The following is a 20,321-nucleotide window of genomic DNA, read 5'->3' as shown; positions in this document are numbered from 1 at the left end:
GGGCTTTTTCATGTCAGGGCAGGGCCTTCTCGGCGAAGGGCCGGTTCTGCAGCCCCATCTGCGCGCGGAAGCTCTCCATGTCGAACATGGTGCACAGTTCGAGGATTTCCCCGGTGCTGCTGAACACCCAGAAGCCCATGGCCGACAGGCTGAGGATCTTCTCGCTGGCCGGGTAGCCGAAGGCGGGGCGGGAGATGCTGCCCAGCAGGGTGCTCCAGGTGAACACCTTGTTGCCTTCGCGGATGCATTCTTCCACCACCACTTCCAGGTCCGGCATGGCCGAGCGGATGCCCTCCACCAGCCGGCGGTAGCCGGCATTGTTCAGCGGCTGCGCGGTGAAGGCGCTCTTGTAGAGGAAGTCCGGGCTGTGCAACTGCTCGGCCAGCGCCAGATGACCTTTGTTCCAGACAAGGTCGATGTGCTGGCGGGCGAGCCTCTTGAGATCCTTCTCAGACATGGCGCTTCCTGTGCTTGCTGAAATACGGGGGACAATGGCACGCCACTGTGTATCGTTTGTGAAACACAGGCATTGGCCGGCGCGCCAGGGTCCCACCGGGCTTCAGGTCAGACCACACCGCCCAGTTGCAGCGCGTGCCAGGCGGCGGCCAGGCCGAGGATGGCGAAGGCGGCGGCGGCCAGGCGACGGATCAGGTTCAGCGGCAGGCGGTCGGCAGCGAAGTTGCCCGCCAGCACCACCGGCACGTTGGCGATCAGCATGCCCAGCGTGGTGCCCAGCACCACCAGCAGGAAATGCGGGTATTGCGCGGCCAGCATCACGGTGGCGACCTGGGTCTTGTCGCCCATCTCGGCGAGGAAGAAGGCGATCAGGGTGGTGAGGAACGGGCCGAACTTCTTCAGCGCGCCTTCTTCGTCGTCATCCAGCTTGTCGGGGATCAGGGTCCAGGCGGCGACGGCCAGGAAACAGGCGGCCAGCACCCAGCTCAGTGCAGTGGCGGAGAAGAAGCTGGCGACCCAGCTGCCGACGGCGCCGGCGGCGAAGTGGTTGGCCAGGGTGGCGGCGATGATCCCGGCGATGATCGGCCAGGGCTTGCGGAAACGGGCGGCGAGAACGAGCGCGAGCAGTTGCGTCTTGTCGCCAATTTCGGCCAGGGCAACGATCAGGGTTGGGACGAAGAGGGATTCCATCAGGCTTCCTAAGGGGCGGGTCGACTAAGCACCATGACACGCGCCACCTGCCCGCCCCGGGTCAGGTTGCTCGTGTCATAGGTCTTGTCAAACCCGGGCCTGAGCGTTGCAGGCGGGTCGCACGCGCCATGGTCTGCGGACCAAGTGTGTTGACGCGTACCGGGCGAGCTGGGCGCTCGCGGGAGACTACTCCCCTAGGACGGGGCGCATTCTGCCCAAGTCGTAGGACTTGGGCAAGCCTGCAGGTCGGATCATTCGCGGCTGGAGCGAATGTCCATGTCCTCGTAGCGGATGAAGCGGGTGCCGTTCTTGAAGCGGTAACCCAGCCAGATCGCGAGGAACAGCGGGATGGTGATGTAGGTGGCGACCAGTCCCGCCCAGTCCACTTCCTCGCCGACGAACGCCTGGTAGTTCTGCCCCAGGGTGATGATCAGGCAGAGGGTGAAGGCGAACAGCGGACCGAAGGGGAACCATTTGGCGCGGTAGGGCAGGCTGTTCAGGTCGCCGCCCTGCAGGACGAAGGCCTTGCGGAAGCGGTAGTGCGACACGGCGATGCCCAGCCAGACGATGAAGCCGCACATGCCCGAAGCGTTGAGCAGCCAGGTGTAGACGGTCTTGTCGCCGATGAAGCTGGTGAGGAAGCACAGCGCGCCGATGAAGGTGGTGGCCAGCAGCGCATAGCGCGGCACGCCGCTTTCCGACACCTGGGTGAACAGGCGCGGCGCCTTGCCCTGGGTGGCCATGGTGTAGAGCATCCGGGTCGAGGCGTACATGCCGGAGTTGCCGGCCGAGAGGATCGCCGAGAGGATCACCGCGTTCATCACGCCCGCCGCGGCGGCCAGGCCCGCGCGCTCGAACAGCAGGGTGAAGGGCGAGGTGCTGATGTCGGTGCTGTCGGTCTTGAGCAGGTTCGGATCGGTGTAGGGGATCAGCATGCCGATGACGAAGATCGACAGGATGTAGAACATCAGGATTCGCCAGAACACCTGGCGGATGGCGATGGGAATGGACTTCTGCGGGTTTTCCGATTCGCCCGCGGCGACGCCGATCAGCTCGGTGCCCTGGAAGGAGAAGCCGGCGATCATCGCCACCCCGATCATCGCCTGCAGGCCGCCGACGAAGGGCGCGTCACCGGCGGTGAAGTTGCTGAAGCCGGGGCTGTCGATGCCGTGCATGATGCCGATGATGCTGGCCAGCCCGATGCCGATGAACACCACGACGGCGACCACCTTGATCAGCGCGAACCAGAACTCGCTCTCGCCGAAACCCTTCACCGAGAAGAAGTTGAGCATGAACATGATGCCCAGGAACACCACGCTCCAGTACATGCCAGGCACGTCGGGGAACCAGAACTTCATCACCAGCTGCGCGGCCACCAGTTCCGCGGCGATGGTCACCGCCCAGTTGTACCAGTAGTTCCAACCCATGGCGAAACCGAAGCCATCGTCGATGAAGCGGCTGCCATAGGTGCAGAACGAGCCGGAGTCGGGGATGTACGCCGCCAACTCGCCCAGGCTGGTCATCAGGAAGAACACCATCAGGCCGATCAGTGCGTAGGCCATCAGCGCACCGCCGGGGCCGGCGGTGGCGATGGTGCTGCCGGAGGCGACGAACAGGCCGGTGCCGATGGAGCCGCCGATGGCGATCATGTTCAGGTGGCGGGGCTTGAGAGAGCGCTTGAGGTGATGCGGCTTCTCTTTCGGCCCCATGGCGAATGTCAGCTCGACATCGTCTTTGATTCTTCGATTCACAGGTGTCCTCGATAAGTCTGGGCGTGCGGCGGCGCGCCGGTCCATGGCTCGGTGCAGTGTAGTGCGAGCCTTCGATCAGCGCCGCCGGGCGCTGTAGATTCGGAAGCCGTCGGCCTCGGCCAGGGTCTGGCAGGGGCCGAGGTGCTGCTCGATCAGCGGCGGGTATTTCAGGAAGCTGTTGGCCACCAGGCGCAGCTCGCCGCCGCTCGCCAGGTGGCGGGCCGACTGGCGCAGCAGGTGTTCGGTGGCGGCGTAGCTGGTGTGCACGCCCTGGTGGAAGGGCGGATTGCTGACGATCGCGGCGAGCCCGGTGGGGGCAGCGTCGATGCCGTCGCCGGCGATCACCTCGGCGCTGAGGCCGTTGGCGGCCAGGGTCAGTCGGCTGCTTTCGACGGCGAAGGCGTCGACATCCAGCAGGGTCAGCTGGCTTTGTGGATAACGGCGCTTGAGGGTGGCGCCGATGACGCCCGCGCCGCAGCCGAAGTCCAGCACCTGGCCGCCCGGCAGGCCGTCCAGCTGTTCCAGCAGCAGGGCGCTGCCGCGATCCAGGCGGCCGTGGCTGAACACGCCGGGCAGGGTGACTACGTGCAGCGGGCCGTCGGCCAGCGGCAGTTCGTAGCGTTGCGCCAGGGCGTGCAGATCGGGCGCTGCGGGCGCGCCGTCGACGTGCGCGTGCCACAACTGGCAGTGGCGGGCGCTGTCGAGCTTGCTGGCGCGGCCGAAGACGGCGAGCTGCTTGCTGGCGCGCTCGACGCCGGCGCGTTTCTCGCCGACCAGGTACAGCTCGCCCGCCGGCACACGGTTGGCGAGGGCGGCGAGCAGGTAATCGGTGAGTTCGCGGGACTTGGGCAGGAACAGCACGGCGGCATCGAACGCACCTTCGGGTGGAATTGCGCCGAAGTGGCAGCGGCCCGGATAGCGGGCTTCGAGCTGCTGGCTTTCGCCGGCGTGCCAGCTCCAGCCCCGGGCCTGCGGCAGGTCGCCGAGCAGGGCGTCGGCGGGCAGGCCGGCGAGCAGGACGCGGCCCTGGAAGCGCTCGATCTGGCGCAGCAGCACTTCACTGGTGGGGGCGTTGGACATGCGGCCTCCTCGAAAAAAGGGCGCGAGTTTAGCAGGGCTGCGTCGGCCGAGCCTAGGCGAGCCGCACTTCGGCGTTTGTCCAGAAGTCCTCGCCGCGCAGCGCAAGGCGCCCCGCCGCGACCAGTTCGCGCAGGCGCCAGGCGGCCAGCAGGTCGCTGACGAACAGGCCCTCGACGTAGGCCATGGTCGGCCCGATCACCGACTGCACCGGACGCCAGGAGTCGCTGGCGCTGTCCTGCAGGATGCGGTCGATGTGATCAAAGCCGGCGCTGCTCAATTGGCCGTCCAGCCACAGGCGCAGTTCGGCGTTGGCGGCCAGCGCGCGTTGCCAGTCTTCGCCCAGGCACTGGCGTTCGGTGGCATCCACTTCGTGGCTGGCGGCCAGGGCATTGGCCAGTTCCTCGGGCTTGAGCATGGCGATGGCGTGGCGGTTCTCGCAGCGGCACTGGCCGCTGCCGGCGCCGACGCTACGCAGGGTGACGTGTGCCGGCAGCAGGGCGCAGACGCGGCGCAGCAGCAGTTGCTCGCTGGCGCTGTCGCCGTGCCAGAGGGTGACGATGGCGGCGTCCGGGCTGCGCAGCCAGTTCGCGTCGGTGGCCAGTTCGACGGCGATTTCCCGTTCGCGCAGGGCGTCGCCGCCTAGCTCACGCCAGAACGTGGCGCGTTGCTGGCAGGGGGGCGAGTCGACGTCGCTCAGCGGGCCGACGGCCAGATCATCCGGCATCACGCGGATTCTCTTCTCGACCAGTACGCCGGCTTCCACTGCCCGGCGCAGTGCGTGGGCGGCGCCGTCGCCGCAGACCAGGTGCAGGCTCATGGCGCCACCACCCGGCGCGGCTCGCCAGCGAAGAAGCTGGCGGCGTTCTCGCTCAATTGGCCGACGATGCGTTGCCTGGCCTCGCGGCTCCCCCAGGCGCTGTGCGGGGTGAGGATGAAGCGCGGGAGGTCGCCGGCCAGCAGCGGGTTGCCGTCCTTGGGCGGCTCCACGCTGAGCACGTCGAACGCCGCGCCGCCCAGGTGGCCGCGGCGCAGGGTATCGGCCAGCGCCTGCTCGTCGACGAGACCCCCACGGGCGGTGTTGATCAGGAAGGCGTGGGGTTTCATCAGGTCCAGTTCGCGCTGGCCGATAAGGTTGCGCGTGGCTTCGGTCAGCGGGCAGTGCAGGGTGAGGGCGTCGACCTGCGGCAGCAGTTCGTCCAGGGGCAGGCGGTCAGTGCGAGGCGGGCGGCCGGGCAGGGCGCCGAGCAGCACGCGCATGCCAAAGGCGTCCGCCAGCTTCGCTACCGCGCCGCCCAGTTCACCGTGGCCGAGCAGGCCGAGGGTCTTGCCTTCCAGTTCGACGATGGGGAAGTCCAGCAGGCAGAACTGCGGGGCCTGCTGCCAGCGCCCGGCGCGCACCGCCGCCTGGTAGTCGGGCAGGCGGGTGGCCAGGGCGAGCAGCAGCATCAGGGTGTGCTGGGCCACCGACGGGGTGCCATAGCCCTGGCAGTTGCTCACGGTTACGCCGTGACGGCGGGCAGCGGCGAGGTCGATGTTGTTGGTGCCGGTGGCGGCGACCAGGATCAGTTTCAGCTCCGGGCAGCGCTCCAGCACGGCGGCGTCGATGCGCACCTTGTTGCTGATCGCCACCTGGGCGCCTTCGAGCCGCTCGGCCGCCTGCTCCGCATCGCTGCGCCCGTGCAGGACCAGCTCGCCGAACGGCGCGCGCAGCGGCGCGAGGTCGAGGTCACCGAGGTCGAGGGAGGCGTGGTCGAGGAAGACGGCGCGAGCGCTGTTCATGGGTGGCTGTACCTTTTGCGGTGATTCGGTGTGACGTAAGGTAATCAGCCTAACTGTTTTCCGAACGCTCTGCGGAGGCGCGATGTACTGGACGGAATTTCTCACCGTGGCATTCATCCATCTGCTGGCGGTGGCCAGCCCCGGTCCGGACTTCGCCGTGGTGGTGCGCGAGAGCGTGACCCACGGGCGCCGCGCCGGCACCTGGACGGCGCTGGGCGTGGGCAGTGCGATCTTCCTGCACGTCACCTACTCGCTGCTGGGGATCGGCTTGATCGTGTCGCAGTCCATCGTGCTGTTCAACGCGCTGAAGTGGCTGGCGGCGGCCTATCTGCTGTACATCGGCATCAAGGCGCTGCGGGCGCGACCCGCCGATCCGGCGGCTGCCGAAAGCATCGTCGCGCCAGTGGAACGCACGGCACGCGGGGCCTATGTCGCCGGGTTCGTCACCAATGGCCTGAACCCGAAGGCGACGTTGTTCTTCCTGTCTCTCTTCACTGTGGTGATCAACCCGCACACGCCGCTGATGGTGCAAGCGGGTTATGGCGTCTACCTGGCCTGCGCGACGGCCGCCTGGTTCTGCCTGGTGGCGCTGCTGTTCAGCCAGCAGCGCGTGCGCGCCGGTTTCGCCCGCATGGGCCATTGGTTCGACCGGATGATGGGGGTAGTGCTGGTGGGCTTGGGGATCAAGCTGGCGTTCACCGAGCTGCGCTGAAGCACGGGATGACCCTCCCGTAGGAGCGAACCCTGTCCGCGAAGTCCCGACCGAGCACGCCGGACGTCCCGGCAGAAAGCGAATCTCTTCGCGGATAAGATCCGCTCCTACAACAGCTATCGGACTCCGACGGTCCCTCGATGTAGGGCGGATAACCCGTTCCGGGTTATCCGCCCTACGGGGAGTCGAGGACGATGCAGGCCGGCTCAGGCCTTGATCTCCGCCAACTGTGCCAATGCCTGCAGGTACTCTCGCGGATTCTCCCCCAGCAATCGCCTGAACATCGCGCTGAACGCCCGCCCGCTGGTGTAGCCCAGCGCCGCCGCCACGCTCTGTACGCTCTCGCCGGCCAGCAGGCGGGGCAGCGCTTCGGTCAGGCGCAGCTGCTGGCGCCATTCCTGATAGCTCATGCCCAGTTCCTGGCGAAACAGCCGGGCCAGGGTGCGCGAGCTGGCGCCCACCTGTTGGCCCCAGTCCTCCAGGGTATGCGGATGCTCGGGGTGCTTGAGCAGCGCCTTGCAGATCGCCTGCAGGCGGCGGTCGGCCGGTAGCGGCAGGGCCAGGGGCAGACGCTCCAGGGTGGCGATCTCCAGCAGGATCAACTGCTCCAGCAGCGGTAGTGCCGGCTCGCCCGGCTGTGCCTGCCAGCGGATGCAGCGCAGGATCATCTCCCGCAACAGTGGCGTGACCGCCAGCACGCAGCAGTCGGCCAGGTTCGCAAGGCACGCCTCGGCGCGGATGAACAGGGTGCGCATGTGCACCTCGCCGGACATATGGATCTCATGGCGGGTGCCCGGCGGAATCCACACTGCGCGGGTCGGCGGGATGACCCAGGCGCCCTGGCGGGTGACCAGGCGCATCATGCCGCTGGCGGCGTAGAGCAGCTGCGCCTGCGGATGGTCGTGGGGTTGCACGTGGTGCCCGTCGACGTAGTCGAGGCCGATCGCGGCGAGGCGTGAGTCCTGGGGAATGTGCAGATGCATGTCGGGTTCAATGACTTTTCTGTCAGGTCTGCGATTTTTCGACAGCCTAGCATGGACCTTCCTCCACTCAAGCCGAGAGCCCGACGCCATGTCACGACCTCGAACGATCATCCGCTACATCAACGCCGCCCATATCATCGACCACATGTTCATGCTGATCTTCCCGGCCGCCGTGCTGGGCATGACGCAGAGCTTCGGCCTGAGCTATGCCGAAATGATCGGCCTGTCCCTGGGCGGCTTCATCGCCTTCGGTGCCTGCTCGATCCCGGCCGGCTGGCTAGGCGACAAGTGGGACCGCCGGCACATGATGCAGCTGTTCTTCTTCGGCATCGGCGCGTCCTCCATCCTCACCGGCCTGGCCAGTTCGGTGCCGATGCTGGTTGCCGGCCTGACCCTGATCGGCGTGTTCGCCGCGATCTACCACCCGGTGGGTACCGCGATGCTGGTGGCCCATGCGCAGAACCGTGGGCACGAGATCGGCATCAACGGCATGTGGGGCAACCTGGGCGTGGCCTTCGCCGCCTTGCTGACCGGTTTTCTCACCGCGCACTTCGGCTGGCGCGCGGCGTTCATCCTGCCGGGCGCCGTGGCGGTGTTGATCGGCATCGGCTTCGCCTGGCAGGTCCGTGCCGAGGCGCCGGTGGCGGTGCAGCATCCGGCGCCACGGGGTTTGGGGGGGCAGAGACTGTCGATGCCCCGGGTGTTCGGCGTATTGGCGCTGGTGACGGCCACCGGCGGCGTGGTGTTCAACGCCAGCACCGTGACTTATCCGCGCCTGTTCCAAGTGCGTCTTGAAGAACTGCTGGCCTCGCCGGAAAGCCTTGGAGTGGTGGTCAGCCTGGCCTATGCCTTTGGCGCCGTGGCGCAGTTGATCATGGGGCGGCTGCTGGACCGCTTCAGCCTCAAGGGCCCGTTCCTGCTCATGACCTTCTGCCAGGGCCCGCTGCTGGTGGCGCTGGCCTATGCCGAGGGCTGGCCGGTGGCGGTGGTCGGTGCGCTGTTCATGTTCGCGGTGTTCGGCCAGGTGACGGTGAACGACGCGATGGTCGCCAACTTCGTCGCGCCGCAGTGGCAGGCGCGGGTGTTCGCCCTGCGTTACTTCGTGTCCTTCGGCGCCAGCGCTGCGGCGATTCCGCTGATCAGCTATATCGAGCCGCGCCAGGGGTTGGCCGGGTTGTACCTGATCCTGGCGGTGCTGGGGGTGGTTACCTTCCTGGCGGCGGTGGTGTTTCCACGCACGGCAGCGCATGCGCCGAAGGTGGCGACGGCCTGAAACGAAAAAGGGGCGCCCGAGGCGCCCCTTTTTCATGCCTGACCGAAGATCAGACCAGTTCGATCGCCACCGCGGTGGCTTCGCCGCCGCCGATGCACAGCGAGGCGACGCCGCGCTTGCCGCCCTTCTTCTGCAGGGCGTTGATCAGGGTGATGATGATCCGCGAGCCGGTGGAGCCGACCGGGTGGCCCTGAGCGCAGGCGCCGCCGTAGACGTTGACCTTGGCGTGGTCCAGGCCGTGTTCGCGCATGGCGAGCATGGTGACCATGGCGAAGGCTTCGTTGATCTCGAACAGGTCCACGTCGTCCTTGGTCCAGCCCGCTTTCTTGAACAGGTTGGTCATGGCGCCGATCGGGGCGAGGGTGAACTCGGCCGGGTCCTGGCTCTGGGTGGCGTGGGCGACGATCCTGGCCAGCGGCTTCAGGCCACGGCGCGCGGCTTCTTCAGCGGTCATCAGGACCAGCGCGGAGGCGCCGTCGGAGATGGAGCTGGCGTTGGCGGCGGTGATGGTGCCGTCTTTCCTGAACGCCGGCTTCAGGCCCGGGATCTTGTCCAGGTTGGCGGTCAGCGGCTGCTCGTCGTCCTTCACCACGGTCTCGCCCTTGCGGGTGGTCACGGTGACCGGAACGATTTCCGAGTCCAGCGAGCCGTCCTTGATGGCGGTCTGGGCGCGCTTGAGGGATTCGATGGCGTAGGCGTCCATTTCTTCACGGGTCACGCCGTACTTGTCGGCGGTTTCCTGGGCGAAGGAGCCCATCAGGCGGCCGGTGCGGGCGTCTTCCAGGCCGTCGAGGAACATGTGGTCCTTGATCTCGCCGTGGCCCATGCGCAGGCCGGTACGGGCCTTTTCGATCACGTAGGGTGCGTTGGACATGCTTTCCATGCCGCCGGCGACCATCACGTTGTTGGTGCCCGCCTTGAGCAGGTCGTGGGCCAGCATCACGGCCTTCATGCCGGAGCCGCAGAGCTTGTTGATGGTGGTGCAGCCGGTGGCGGCGGGCAGGCCGGCGTTCAGCGCCGCCTGGCGGGCTGGGCCTTGCTTCAGGCCGGCGGGCAGTACGTTGCCCATGATCACTTCCTGCACGTCCTCGGGCTGGATACCGGCACGGGCAATGGCTTCGCGGATGGCGACAGCGCCCAGCTCCACGGCGGGAACGCCGGACAGGCTGCCCTGGAAGCCGCCCATGGGAGTACGGGCGCCGCTGACGATGACGATCTCGGACATGAAACTACCTCTTTGCTCTTGTTGTAGGAGCTCGCGTATGACCGGCTGCGCGTCGGCAGAGCTGCGTTGTAAGCAGGCCATACCCGAACTCCGGGTAAGGGGCCGGCCGTGAACGACCGGGCGGGGTGGATTCTACCGCGTGACTGGATGTGGCCAAAGAGTCATCGGCAAATCACTCTTTTGACTGATGAACGGACACCGGGAGGCCTCTAGAGTCGCAATCATCCTGATGTATTCCTTCTGGAAATCCAGCCGTGAGAGTGTCCCGCCATGCTGAAAACCCGCGTCATCCCTGCTGCACAGAATGCCTACCAGTACCCGTTGCTGATCAAGAGCCTGCTGCTTTCGGGCAGCCGTTATGAAAAGGGCAGGGAGATTGTCTACCGCGACAGCGTGCGTTACAGCTATGCCACCTTCAACGAGCGCGTGGCGCGTCTGGCCAACGTACTGACCGAGGCGGGCGTCAAGGCCGGCGACACCGTGGCGGTGATGGACTGGGACAGCCATCGCTACCTGGAATGCATGTTCGCCATCCCGATGATCGGCGCGGTGCTGCACACCATCAACATCCGCCTCTCGCCCGACCAGATCCTCTACACCATGAACCACGCCGACGACCGCTTCGTGCTGGTCAACAGCGAGTTCGTGCCGCTCTACCAGGGCATCGCCGCTCAACTGACCACGGTGGAAAAGACCCTGCTGCTCACCGACGGCGCCGACAAGAGCTGCGCGCTGCCCAACTGCGTGGGCGAGTATGAAACCCTGCTGGCGGCGGCCAGCCCGCGCTACGCCTTCCCCGATTTCGACGAGAACTCGGTGGCCACCACCTTCTATACCACCGGCACCACCGGCAACCCCAAGGGCGTGTACTTCACCCACCGCCAGCTGGTGCTGCACACCCTGGCGATGGCCTCGACCATCGGCAGCCTGGACAGCATCCGCCTGATGGGCACCGATGACGTGTACATGCCGATCACCCCGATGTTCCACGTCCACGCCTGGGGCGTGCCCTACGTGGCCACCATGCTGGGGGTGAAGCAGGTGTATCCGGGCCGCTACGAGCCGGAGCTGCTGTGCAAGCTGATCCGCGAGGAGAAGGTGACCTTCTCCCACTGCGTGCCGACCATCCTGCAGATGATGCTCAACGCCGCCAGCGCCAAGGACTACGACTTCGGCGGGCTGAAGATCATCATCGGCGGCAGCGCGCTGAACCGCGCCCTGTATGACGCCGCCAAGGCCCGTGGCATCCAGCTGACCGCCGCCTATGGCATGTCCGAGACCTGCCCGCTGATTTCCTGCGGCTACCTCAACCAGGAGCTGCGCGCCGGCACCGAGGATGAGCGCACCACCTACCGGATCAAGGCCGGCGTGCCGGTGCCGATGGTAGAGGCGGCGATCATGGACGAGCATGGCCAGCTTCTCCCGGCCGATGGCGAATCCCAGGGCGAACTGGTGCTGCGCGCACCCTGGCTGACCCAGGGTTACTTCCAGGAACCTCAGAAGGGCGAGGAGCTCTGGGCCGGCGGCTGGATGCATACCGGCGACGTCGCGACCATCGACGGCATGGGCTTCATCGACATCCGCGACCGTATCAAGGACGTGATCAAGACCGGCGGTGAGTGGCTGTCTTCGCTGGAGCTGGAAGACTTGATCAGCCGTCACGCGGCGGTGCGCGAAGTCGCCGTGGTGGGCGTGCCCGATCCTCAATGGGGCGAGCGTCCCTTCGCCCTGCTGGTGCTGCGCGAGGGCCAGTCGCTGGACGCCAAGGGGCTGAAGGAGCACCTCAAGCCTTTCGTCGAGCAAGGGAACATCAACAAGTGGGCGATTCCGTCCCAGATCGCCGTTGTTACTGAAGTTCCCAAGACCAGTGTCGGCAAGCTCGACAAGAAGCGTATCCGGGTAGACATCGCCCAATGGCAGGAGGCTGGCAGCGCCTTCCTCTCCACGGTTTGAGCGACGACCGGTTGGTCAGTGTCTGAAGCATCCGTGCCAAGCAAGCGCTTGGCGCGGCGCGGGCCAGTGATGACGCCGTCTCTGGCCCGCGCGACTGTCTAGTCAGGGCCTTTCTGAGAGAAATCACACTTTCGAGCGATCAAGGTGTGTAGGGCCGTGGATATAGTCGCCACTACTCATAACAAAAAACACATGGAGTAGCGTCGATGAAAACCATGCAACATATCTGGCGACTGGCGCGGTTGCCGCTGGCCGTCAGCCTGGCTTCCTCGCTGGCGACCCCCGCTTCCGCCGTCAGCTTCAACATCGGGGAAATCGAAGGTTCGTTCGACTCGTCGCTGTCCGTGGGGGCCAGCTGGTCGACGGAGAATCCGAACAAGAACCTCATCGGCGTAAACAACGGCGGCAAGGGCCTGTCCCAGACCTCCGACGACGGCCACCTGAACTACAAGGCCGGCAAGACCTTCTCGAAAATCTTCAAGGGCATCCACGACCTCGAGCTGAAATACCAGGACACCGGCGTATTCCTGCGCGGCAAGTACTGGTACGACTTCGAGCAGAAGGACGAGGACACCGAGTTCAAGCCGCTCAGCGATCACAATCGCAAGGAAGCCGCCCAGGCCTCCGGCGCCGAACTGCTCGACGCGTTCATCTACCACAACTACACCATCGCCGAACTGCCGGGCACCGTGCGCCTGGGCAAGCAGGTGGTGAACTGGGGTGAAAGTACCTTCATCCAGAACGGCATCAGCGTGATCAACCCGTTCGACGTGACCGCCTTCCGCCGTCCGGGCTCCGAGATCAAGGAAGCCCTGGTGCCGGTGAACATGTTCTACATGTCGCAGAACCTCACCGACAACCTCTCCGCCGAAGGCTTCTACCAGCTGGAGTGGGACCAGACGGTGGTCGACAACTGCGGCACCTTCTTCTCCCAGCCGGACGTTATCGCCGATGGCTGTACCCAGAACCTCGCGGTGCTGACCAACAACAAGGGCTCGATCAACACTCTGAACGCCCTGCTCGGCCCGAACCTGGCGCTGACTCCCTCGCCGTGGAACGAAGGCATCGTGGTCAAGCGCGGGCCGGACCGCGACGCTCGTGACAGCGGCCAGTACGGCCTGTCGCTGAAGTACTTCGCCGACAGCGTGAACACTGAGTTCGGCGGCTACTACATGAACTACCACAGCCGCCTGCCGATCTTCAGCGGCCGTGGCGCCGACACCGCCAAGGTGGCGCAGATCAACCAGCTGATCACCAACATCGCCGCCATCAGCCCCTCCCTGGCCGCCCAGGCCGGCGCGGCGGCCATGGCCGGCAACTCCAGCTACTTCGTCGAGTATCCGGAAGACATCCACCTGTACGGCCTGAGCTTCTCCACCACGCTGCCCACCGGCACCGCCTGGCAGGGTGAGATCAGCTACCGTCCGAACGCTCCGGTACAGCTGAACACCACCGATATCCTGTATTCCGGCCTGGACCCGGTGGCCATCGGCGGCAACCACGTCTACAACAACGCCTCGGTGCTCAACGGCAACGCTGGCGAGGACCTGCACGGCTACCGCCGCAAGGAAATCACCCAGCTGCAGACCACCTTCACCCACTTCTTCGACCAGGTCATGGGCGCCGAGCGTCTGACCCTGGTGGGCGAGGTCGGCTGGACCCACGTCGGCGGCCTGGAAAGCCAGAACAAGGCACGCTACGGCCGCGACCCGGTCTTCGGCCCCGGCCCGCTGAACGGCAGCCTCAACGGCCGTCCGACCTGCGAGGCGCTGAACGTGTCCACCCTGGGCACCGCCAACGCCAACAACGTCAGCCGCAACTGCGAAAGCGAAGGCTTCACCACCGCCGATTCCTGGGGCTACCGCGCCCGCGCCATCTGGGATTACAACGACGTGTTCGCCGGCGTGAACCTCAAGCCGAACGTCGCCTGGTCCCATGACGTGGACGGTTACTCCCCCGGCCCTGGCGGCAACTTCGAGGAAGGCCGCAAGGCCGTCAGCCTGGGGGTCGACGCCGACTACCTGAACACCTACACCGCGAGCCTGGCTTACACCACCTACTTCGACGGCAAGTACACCACCGTCGATGACCGCGACTTCGTCAGCCTCAGCTTCGGGGTGAACTTCTAAACCGGCCGTTCAACCGGTATCCGGCCCGCACACGCGGCGGGCCACCCGCCGATCGGTCGAACCGGCCGGCGGTGCAGCAGATACAACCCGCGACCCGTCCCGCAAGGGGCGGCCACCGCGGTGGGCACAGACTCAACGAGGACGATAAACGCATGAGAACAACAAAGATCCTGCTGCACACCGGCGCGCTGGCACTCAGCCTGCTCGCCTCCCAGGTGATGGCGGCCGTCTCCGCCGATGAAGCGGCCAAGCTCGGCACCACCCTGACCCCGATGGGCGCGGAAAAGGCCGGCAACGCCGACGGCAGCATCCCTGCCTGGACTGGCGGCCTGCCCAAGAACGCCGGCACCGCCGACAGCAAGGGCTTCCTCTCCGATCCGTTCGCCAGCGAGAAGCCGCTGTTCACCATCACCGCGCAGAACATGGACCAGTACAAGGCCAAGCTGACCCCCGGCCAGCAAGCCATGTTCAAGCGCTATCCCGACACCTACAAGATGCAGGTCTTCCCGTCGCACCGTACCGCCACCGTGCCGGACAGCGTGCTGGCGGCGACCAAGAAGAACGCCACCACCACCACCCTGGTGCAGGGCGGCAACGGCCTGCAGAACTTCCAGACCGCCAACCCCTTCCCGATTCCGAAGGACGGCCTGGAAGTCATCTGGAACCACATCACCCGCTATCGCGGCGGCCACGTGCGCCGTCTGGTGACCCAGGCCACCCCGCAGGTCAACGGCTCCTACTCGCTGGTGTACTTCCAGGACGAATTCGTCTTCCGCACCGACCTGAAGGACTACGACGCCAGCAAGCCGAGCAACGTGCTGTTCTACTTCAAGCAGCGCGTGACCGCCCCGGCGCGCCTGGCCGGCAACGTGCTGCTGGTGCACGAGACCCTCGACCAGGTGAAGGAACCGCGCCTGGCCTGGCTCTACAACGCCGGCCAGCGCCGCGTACGCCGCGCCCCGCAGGTTTCCTACGACGGTCCGGGTACCGCCGCCGACGGCCTGCGTACCTCCGACAACCTGGACATGTACAACGGCGCGCCGGACCGCTACGACTGGAAACTGGTGGGCAAGCAGGAGCTGTACATCCCGTACAACAACTACAAGCTCGATGATCCGAAGCTCAAGTACGCCGACATCATCAAGCCCGGCCACCTGAACCAGGACCTGACCCGCTACGAGCTGCACCGCGTATGGCACGTGACCGCCACCCTGAAGCCGGGCGAGCGCCACATCTATGCCAAGCGTGACTTCTACATCGACGAGGACACCTGGCAGGCCGTGGAGATCGACCACTACGACGGTCGCGGCACCCTGTGGCGCGTGGCCGAGGCCTTCAACCAGTACTACTACAACTACCAGGTACCGTGGTACACCGCCGAAACCCTGTATGACCTGCTGTCCGGTCGCTACCTGGTGCTGGGTCTGAAGAACGAGGAGAAATCCGCCTACGACTTCAACTACAGCGCTTCGGAAAGCGACTTCACCCCGGCAGCGCTGCGCCAGGAAGGCGTGCGCTGATCCCCCGATCCCCACGGGTGGTTCCGCGGTGAGAAAAGATCGGCCTTCGGGCCGGTTTTTTTATGGGCGATCATCCACCGGATGAATGGGAATGCGGAATGTCGGAAGGCTTCTGGTCATCTTGTGGGCAACGGTAACAAAATCGGCTTCAAATACCGCTCGCGAGCGGCTAGGCTCCGTCCACATAGAAACAAGAGCTAGAGCAAGAGCCAGGCTGATGACCGACTTCTCGACTCTGCCACGACTGACCGAGGTTCCCACCAGCACAGGGGGCAGCCGTTTCTTCCGGCCGCCGCTGCCGCATGGCCACGTCTCGCGCTCGCGACTGTGCGAGCGCATGGCGTCCGGACTGGAGGGACGGCTGATTCTGGTGTCTGCGCCGGCGGGGTTCGGCAAGAGCTCATTGGCCATCGAGTTCTGTCAGACGCTGGAAAGCCAATGGTGCAGTCTGTGGCTGGGGCTCAGTGCCAGGGATAGTGATCCGGGGCGTTTCCTCGAACGCCTGCTCGAAGGCTTGCGCCTGCACTTTCCCATGCTGGGCGAGGAGGCGCTGGGCATCCTGAAGATGCGTCAGCGGCACCAGCCGTTCGCCTTCGAAGCCTGGCTCGACGACCTGCTCGACGAACTGGTGGACTGCCTCTCCGTCGAGCGCCCGCTGCTGCTGGTGCTCGACGACTACCACCTGGCCCAGGGCGCGGTGCTCGACCGCTGCCTGCAATTTCTCCTCAACCACCAGCCACCCGGCCTGGTGCTGCTGGTCACCAGCCGCCAGCGCCCCGACTGGCACCTGGCCCGGCTGCGCCTGTCGCGGCACCTGCTGGAGTTCAGCGAACAGGACCTGCGGCTGACCGCCGAGGAAACCGCGCGGCTGGTATCTGCCAACGGCGCGCAGCTGGATGACAACGCCCTGGATAACCTGGTCGAGCGCAGCGAAGGCTGGATCGCCGGCCTGCGCCTGTGGCTGCTGGCCCATGGCGACGAGCTGGCGGCGAAGGTGCCCGATCTTTCGGTGCACGGCGCCGAGGAGCTGATCCGCGATTACCTGCTGGAAGAAGTGATCGACAAGCAGTCGCCGGAGGTGCAGGTCTTCCTTTACCAGACCGCGCGCTTCGAGCGCTTCTCCGCCGAGCTTTGTGATTCCCTTCGGGACTCCCATGACAGCGCTTCGATCCTGCGTCATCTGCAGCAGCACCAGGTATTCCTGGTGCCGCTGGACGAGCAGGGCCAGTGGTTCCGCTATCACCACCTGTTCTCCGACCTGTTGCTGGCGCGGCCGCTGCCCGGCTCCGGCCCTTCGGCGGCGGCACTGCATCTGCGTGCGTGCCGCTGGTTCAGCACCCAGGGATTGTTCGACGAGGCCGTGGAACAGGCCCTGCGCGCCGGTCACCCGGAAGTGGCGGCGAACCTGGTGCAGAGCCTGTCCGAGGAACAGCTGCTGGCCGAACAGAACGTCGCCACGCTGCTGCGCTGGAAGATGGACCTGCCCGACAGCCTGCTGGCCAGCACGCCGCGTCTGATCGTGCTGTACAGCTGGGCCCTGGCGCTGGCTTGCCAGCTGGACGCCGCCGAGGAACTGGGGCTGCAACTGTCGCGCTTCCTGCCGGCGGCCGATCCGGCCACCCAGCGCGACCTGATGGCCCAGTGGCAGGCGCTGGCGGGTGTCGTTGCCCGGGGGCGCGGCGACATCGCCACCGCCGAGCGACACTGCGAGGAGGCCCTGCAAGGGCTCGGACCGGAACGCTTCGGCCCGCGCCTGTTGTGCCTGTCGACCCTGAGCAACCTGGCCATCGTCCGCGACGACCTGTGGCGTGCCCGCAACCTGAACCGGGATGCCCTGGAGCTGGCGCAACGCTTCGGCAATCCGCTGTTCGAGGCCATGGTGCATTACGACCGCGCCCGCGTCCTGCAGGCGCGCGGCGAGGTGCTGCGCGCCGAAGAGGAGGTTCGCCAGGGGCTGGCGCGACTCTCCGGGCTGTCAAGCCAGCGCCGCTACGCCGTGCGCGGGCGGCTGATGCTCTACCAGGGCTACCTGCGCAGCCTCGCGCTACAGCCGGACGAGGCGCGCAAGTGCCTCAAGGCTGGCATTGAAGAAGCGCGTGCCTGCCGGGATATCAGCCTGATCATCGGCTTCTGCGTGCTGGCCAGCCTGGAAGGGCGGCTGGGCAACTACACCCGCGCCTTCGCCCACCTGGCCGAGGTCGAGCGGATGATGCACGTGTGGGACGTGCCGCCGGTCTACTACCTGTCGGCCATCACCCTGATCAAATGTGAACTCTGGCTCGGCCAGGGGCAGACCGAACTGGCGGCCGCCTGGCTGGAGCGCCTGCGCGACACCTACACCGGCGACGAACCGGCCACGCCGCCGGAGTGTTCGCCGCAGCTGCCGCGCCATGTGGAAATGCTCCAGTCCCAGCTGGAGCGCCGCGAAGGCCGCATGGCCGATGCCGAAGCGCGGCTGCGCGCCGTGGCCAGCGGCGCCCTGCAAGGCGGTGCGCAGTTGCAGGCGCGCTTCGCCCAGGGCCAACTGGTCGCCTTGCTGCTGCAGGACGGTCGCGAGCGCGAGGCCTCCTTCGAGCTGGGCGAGTGCCTGAATGGCCTGGCCGTGGGCCTGCTGATCCCGTTGCATGAAGTGCTGCTGCAGCATCCGGAATGGCTGCGTGAGCAACTGGCTGTGCGGGCTTCTTCGCCGGCCATGGAGGCTCTGCGTGAACGCTTGCCGGCGCCGCCGGAACGCTGCGTAGCACTCACCGATTGCCTGAGCGGCCGCGAGCTGGCGGTGTTGGAGCTGATCGCCCAGGGCTGCTCCAACCAGGAGATCAGTGATCGGCTGTTCATCTCCCTGCATACGGTCAAGAGTCACGCCCGGCACATCAACGACAAGCTCGGCGTGGAGCGCCGCACCCAGGCGGTGGCGCGGGCGAAGGAGATGGGGTTATTGCGCTAGGGGGATTCCGCTGTCCGTTGGTTCCCCTCACCCCAGCCCTCTCCCGGAGGGAGAGGGGGCCGTCTTGAGCTTCTCCCTGCACCGATCAGTCCCCTCTCCCTTTGGGAGAGGGTGGCCAAAGCAGGATTGGGGGTGGAGCTTTCAGCTCGCTCCACCGGCTTCTTCGTGACTCGGGGCTTGCCCCCGCATCACATCACCCCTTTCTTCTTCTCCGGCTCCGCTGGCGCGCTCAAATCCAGTCCCTTCGGCACGGCCTGCCCCTTGGCCGGAGCGGCCAACTGTTTCTGCACGTCATCCTGGATCGCCTGCAGCACCGGCTGCAGATCGCGCATGTTCTCGCGCACTTCGGCATAGGCATGCTTCTGCGCCAGTTCGTCCACGCGCATCAGCAACTGCGCGCGCACTTCCGCCGGCAGGTGGATGAACAGCTCGGGCATCTGCTTGGACAGCTCGGCGCTGTAGAGCACCAGGTCCTGTCGGTCGAACTGGGCGGTGAGGCCGAGGTAGTCCAGCGCGCTGCTGGTGAGCATCGAGGCTGCCGCCTTGGCTTCCTGCATGCCTTGCAGGCGCACCGGATTGCGTTGCTCGTTCTGCGCCAGGGTCATCCAGAATTCCACCGTCAGGTTGAACAGGATCGCCTGTTCGCGCAGCGAATAGCTCATCAGACCCAGCGCCTCGGCGCCGTAAGGCTGCTTGGCGGCGCGGAAGTCGAAGTACAGGCGCATCAGCTCCTTGAGCTTGAACAGCACCTCGCGCGCCTCGTTCTGCCGCAGCTCCAGCGGGGCGTAGATGTTCAGCTGCGGGCGGAAGTTTTCCTCGCTGACCATGCGCTGGTAGATCGGCCCGGTGAACTCGCCGCTGCGTCGGGGCAGGCCGTTGGCCTGGGATTCGTCGATCTTCTTCAGCGCGTCGATCAGCAGCTGGTAGTCGGCGCTGGTCCAGGGGCGTTTGATGTCCGGGATCTTCTGGCCGAGGTAGTACAGGTCGGCGCTGAAGGCGGGGCGACAGAGAACCAGCAAAAGGATGGCCAGCGGCCAGAGCAGACGGCGTGGTAGGTTCGGCACGAACGGGCTTTCCTTGCGCGGGGGAGCGGTCGGCCTAGGTTAACGAGGCCGGGGAGCGGCGTCATCCCGCGCCTTGGTTGGGTGATGCGGGGGAGGGGAGATGGAGTCGGCAGCGGTCAGCGCGGTCTTCGAGGACCTCGGCGGTATCGGCGCGGTGGCGCGCCAGAGCGACGGGCCGCTGGTGGGGCACCTGCAACGGGCCAACATCCAGTTGGCGAGCATTCCGGTGTTCGTCGCCAAGGGGCTGGCCGATACCACGGTGAACGACCTGCTGGACGCCGCCAAGGTGTCGCGGCGCACCTTCTACAAGTACTTCCAGAGCAAGCTCGACGTGCTCGAAGGCATCTACCGCACGGCGGTGCAACTGCTCTTGATGCGCTTTCGCGAGATGCGCACCGACGCCGGCGGCACCGATGCCTGGCTGCGGGCGATGGTCGAGCGCTTCTTCGACTATCACCTGGCGGTGGGGCCGATCATCCGCCTGATGCACGAGGAAGCGTTGCGCACCGACTCGCCTCTCGCCGCCCATCGCGCCGAGGCGCACCGTGAGCTGCGGGCGTTGCTCGAAGAGCGCTTCCAGGGCGAAGGCGTGCGGCACGCGGCGCTGACCTACCAGGCGCTGATCTGGGCGTTGGAGGCCACTTCGCTGGAGCTGCTGGGCAAGGGCGGCGACATGCCGCTGGGTGAGGTGAAGCAGGTCATTGGTGACCTATTGGTAACGACGCTCTGCTCACGCACTACCTAGGTTGGGCGCGGTGGAAA

16 protein-coding genes and 1 riboswitch are annotated in these 20,321 nt (G+C 66.2%); of the genes, 7 read left to right on the top strand and 9 right to left on the bottom strand.

Annotation, left to right across the window (positions count from 1 at the left end; genetic code table 11):
• Positions 1 to 13: 13 nt before the first annotated feature.
• The 6 genes from SD196_RS22290 to SD196_RS22265 form a co-directional block, all read right to left on the bottom strand.
• A complete protein-coding gene (locus tag SD196_RS22290) occupies positions 14 to 457 on the bottom strand; it encodes a ketosteroid isomerase-related protein (RefSeq protein WP_275608537.1) in 444 nt (147 codons plus the stop codon).
• 107 nt (positions 458 to 564) lie between these two features.
• Positions 565 to 1,146: a TMEM165/GDT1 family protein gene (locus tag SD196_RS22285; RefSeq protein ID WP_275608536.1), complete on the bottom strand. Its 582-nt coding sequence runs from the start codon at positions 1,144 to 1,146 to the stop codon at positions 565 to 567.
• Positions 1,147 to 1,236: 90 nt separating this feature from the next.
• Positions 1,237 to 1,353, bottom strand: a riboswitch (yybP-ykoY riboswitch).
• Between the two features lie 44 nt (positions 1,354 to 1,397).
• Positions 1,398 to 2,855, bottom strand: coding sequence for an amino acid permease (locus tag SD196_RS22280; protein WP_275612008.1), 1,458 nt, complete (start codon positions 2,853 to 2,855; stop codon positions 1,398 to 1,400).
• A gap of 117 nt (positions 2,856 to 2,972) precedes the next feature.
• Positions 2,973 to 3,977: a methyltransferase gene (locus tag SD196_RS22275; protein WP_416310676.1), complete on the bottom strand. Its 1,005-nt coding sequence runs from the start codon at positions 3,975 to 3,977 to the stop codon at positions 2,973 to 2,975.
• A 52-nt stretch (positions 3,978 to 4,029) separates the two neighbouring features.
• Positions 4,030 to 4,794 (bottom strand): DUF3658 domain-containing protein, encoded by a 765-nt coding sequence (locus SD196_RS22270; RefSeq protein WP_416310675.1) that lies wholly within the window; start codon positions 4,792 to 4,794, stop codon positions 4,030 to 4,032.
• Entirely contained in the window at positions 4,791 to 5,756 is a 966-nt protein-coding gene (locus SD196_RS22265; protein ID WP_416310674.1) for a 2-hydroxyacid dehydrogenase, read from the bottom strand. The genes SD196_RS22270 and SD196_RS22265 overlap by 4 nt, the downstream gene beginning before the upstream one ends.
• 82 nt (positions 5,757 to 5,838) lie before the next feature.
• Here SD196_RS22265 and SD196_RS22260 point away from each other — a divergent pair, with 82 nt between their 5' ends.
• Complete coding sequence (locus SD196_RS22260; RefSeq protein WP_275608532.1) at positions 5,839 to 6,468, top strand: LysE family translocator; 630 nt, start codon at positions 5,839 to 5,841, stop codon at positions 6,466 to 6,468.
• A gap of 206 nt (positions 6,469 to 6,674) precedes the next feature.
• Here SD196_RS22260 and SD196_RS22255 read toward each other — a convergent pair whose 3' ends face one another.
• A complete protein-coding gene (locus tag SD196_RS22255; RefSeq protein ID WP_343577447.1) occupies positions 6,675 to 7,451 on the bottom strand; it encodes a helix-turn-helix transcriptional regulator in 777 nt (258 codons plus the stop codon).
• Positions 7,452 to 7,539: 88 nt separating this feature from the next.
• Here SD196_RS22255 and SD196_RS22250 point away from each other — a divergent pair, with 88 nt between their 5' ends.
• Complete coding sequence (locus tag SD196_RS22250) at positions 7,540 to 8,724, top strand: MFS transporter (RefSeq protein ID WP_275608530.1); 1,185 nt, start codon at positions 7,540 to 7,542, stop codon at positions 8,722 to 8,724.
• A 49-nt stretch (positions 8,725 to 8,773) separates the two neighbouring features.
• Here SD196_RS22250 and SD196_RS22245 read toward each other — a convergent pair whose 3' ends face one another.
• The gene (locus SD196_RS22245) at positions 8,774 to 9,949 is read right to left on the bottom strand and encodes a thiolase family protein (RefSeq protein ID WP_275608529.1); all 1,176 of its coding nucleotides are present in this window, start codon (positions 9,947 to 9,949) and stop codon (positions 8,774 to 8,776) included.
• A gap of 270 nt (positions 9,950 to 10,219) precedes the next feature.
• Here SD196_RS22245 and SD196_RS22240 point away from each other — a divergent pair, with 270 nt between their 5' ends.
• From SD196_RS22240 to SD196_RS22225, 4 genes are all read left to right on the top strand, one after another.
• Positions 10,220 to 11,902, top strand: coding sequence for a fatty acid--CoA ligase (locus SD196_RS22240; protein WP_416310673.1), 1,683 nt, complete (start codon positions 10,220 to 10,222; stop codon positions 11,900 to 11,902).
• A 206-nt stretch (positions 11,903 to 12,108) separates the two neighbouring features.
• Entirely contained in the window at positions 12,109 to 14,031 is a 1,923-nt protein-coding gene (locus SD196_RS22235) for a DUF1302 domain-containing protein (RefSeq protein ID WP_275608527.1), read from the top strand.
• A gap of 152 nt (positions 14,032 to 14,183) precedes the next feature.
• Positions 14,184 to 15,551 carry a DUF1329 domain-containing protein gene (locus SD196_RS22230; RefSeq protein ID WP_275608526.1) on the top strand — a complete coding sequence of 456 codons (1,368 nt, stop codon included), beginning with the start codon at positions 14,184 to 14,186 and terminating at the stop codon, positions 15,549 to 15,551.
• Between the two features lie 217 nt (positions 15,552 to 15,768).
• Positions 15,769 to 18,495 (top strand): LuxR C-terminal-related transcriptional regulator, encoded by a 2,727-nt coding sequence (locus tag SD196_RS22225; RefSeq protein ID WP_416310672.1) that lies wholly within the window; start codon positions 15,769 to 15,771, stop codon positions 18,493 to 18,495.
• A gap of 188 nt (positions 18,496 to 18,683) precedes the next feature.
• Here SD196_RS22225 and SD196_RS22220 read toward each other — a convergent pair whose 3' ends face one another.
• Complete coding sequence (locus SD196_RS22220; protein ID WP_331319238.1) at positions 18,684 to 19,559, bottom strand: hypothetical protein; 876 nt, start codon at positions 19,557 to 19,559, stop codon at positions 18,684 to 18,686.
• Between the two features lie 100 nt (positions 19,560 to 19,659).
• On the opposite strand from SD196_RS22220, the gene SD196_RS22215 reads away from it, so the two are divergent.
• A complete protein-coding gene (locus SD196_RS22215; protein ID WP_416310671.1) occupies positions 19,660 to 20,304 on the top strand; it encodes a TetR/AcrR family transcriptional regulator in 645 nt (214 codons plus the stop codon).
• Positions 20,305 to 20,321: the final 17 nt, after the last annotated feature.

This window comes from Pseudomonas macauensis (assembly GCF_047902425.1).
Classification (GTDB): domain Bacteria; phylum Pseudomonadota; class Gammaproteobacteria; order Pseudomonadales; family Pseudomonadaceae; genus Pseudomonas.
This window is presented reverse-complemented; position numbering and strand designations above follow the sequence as displayed.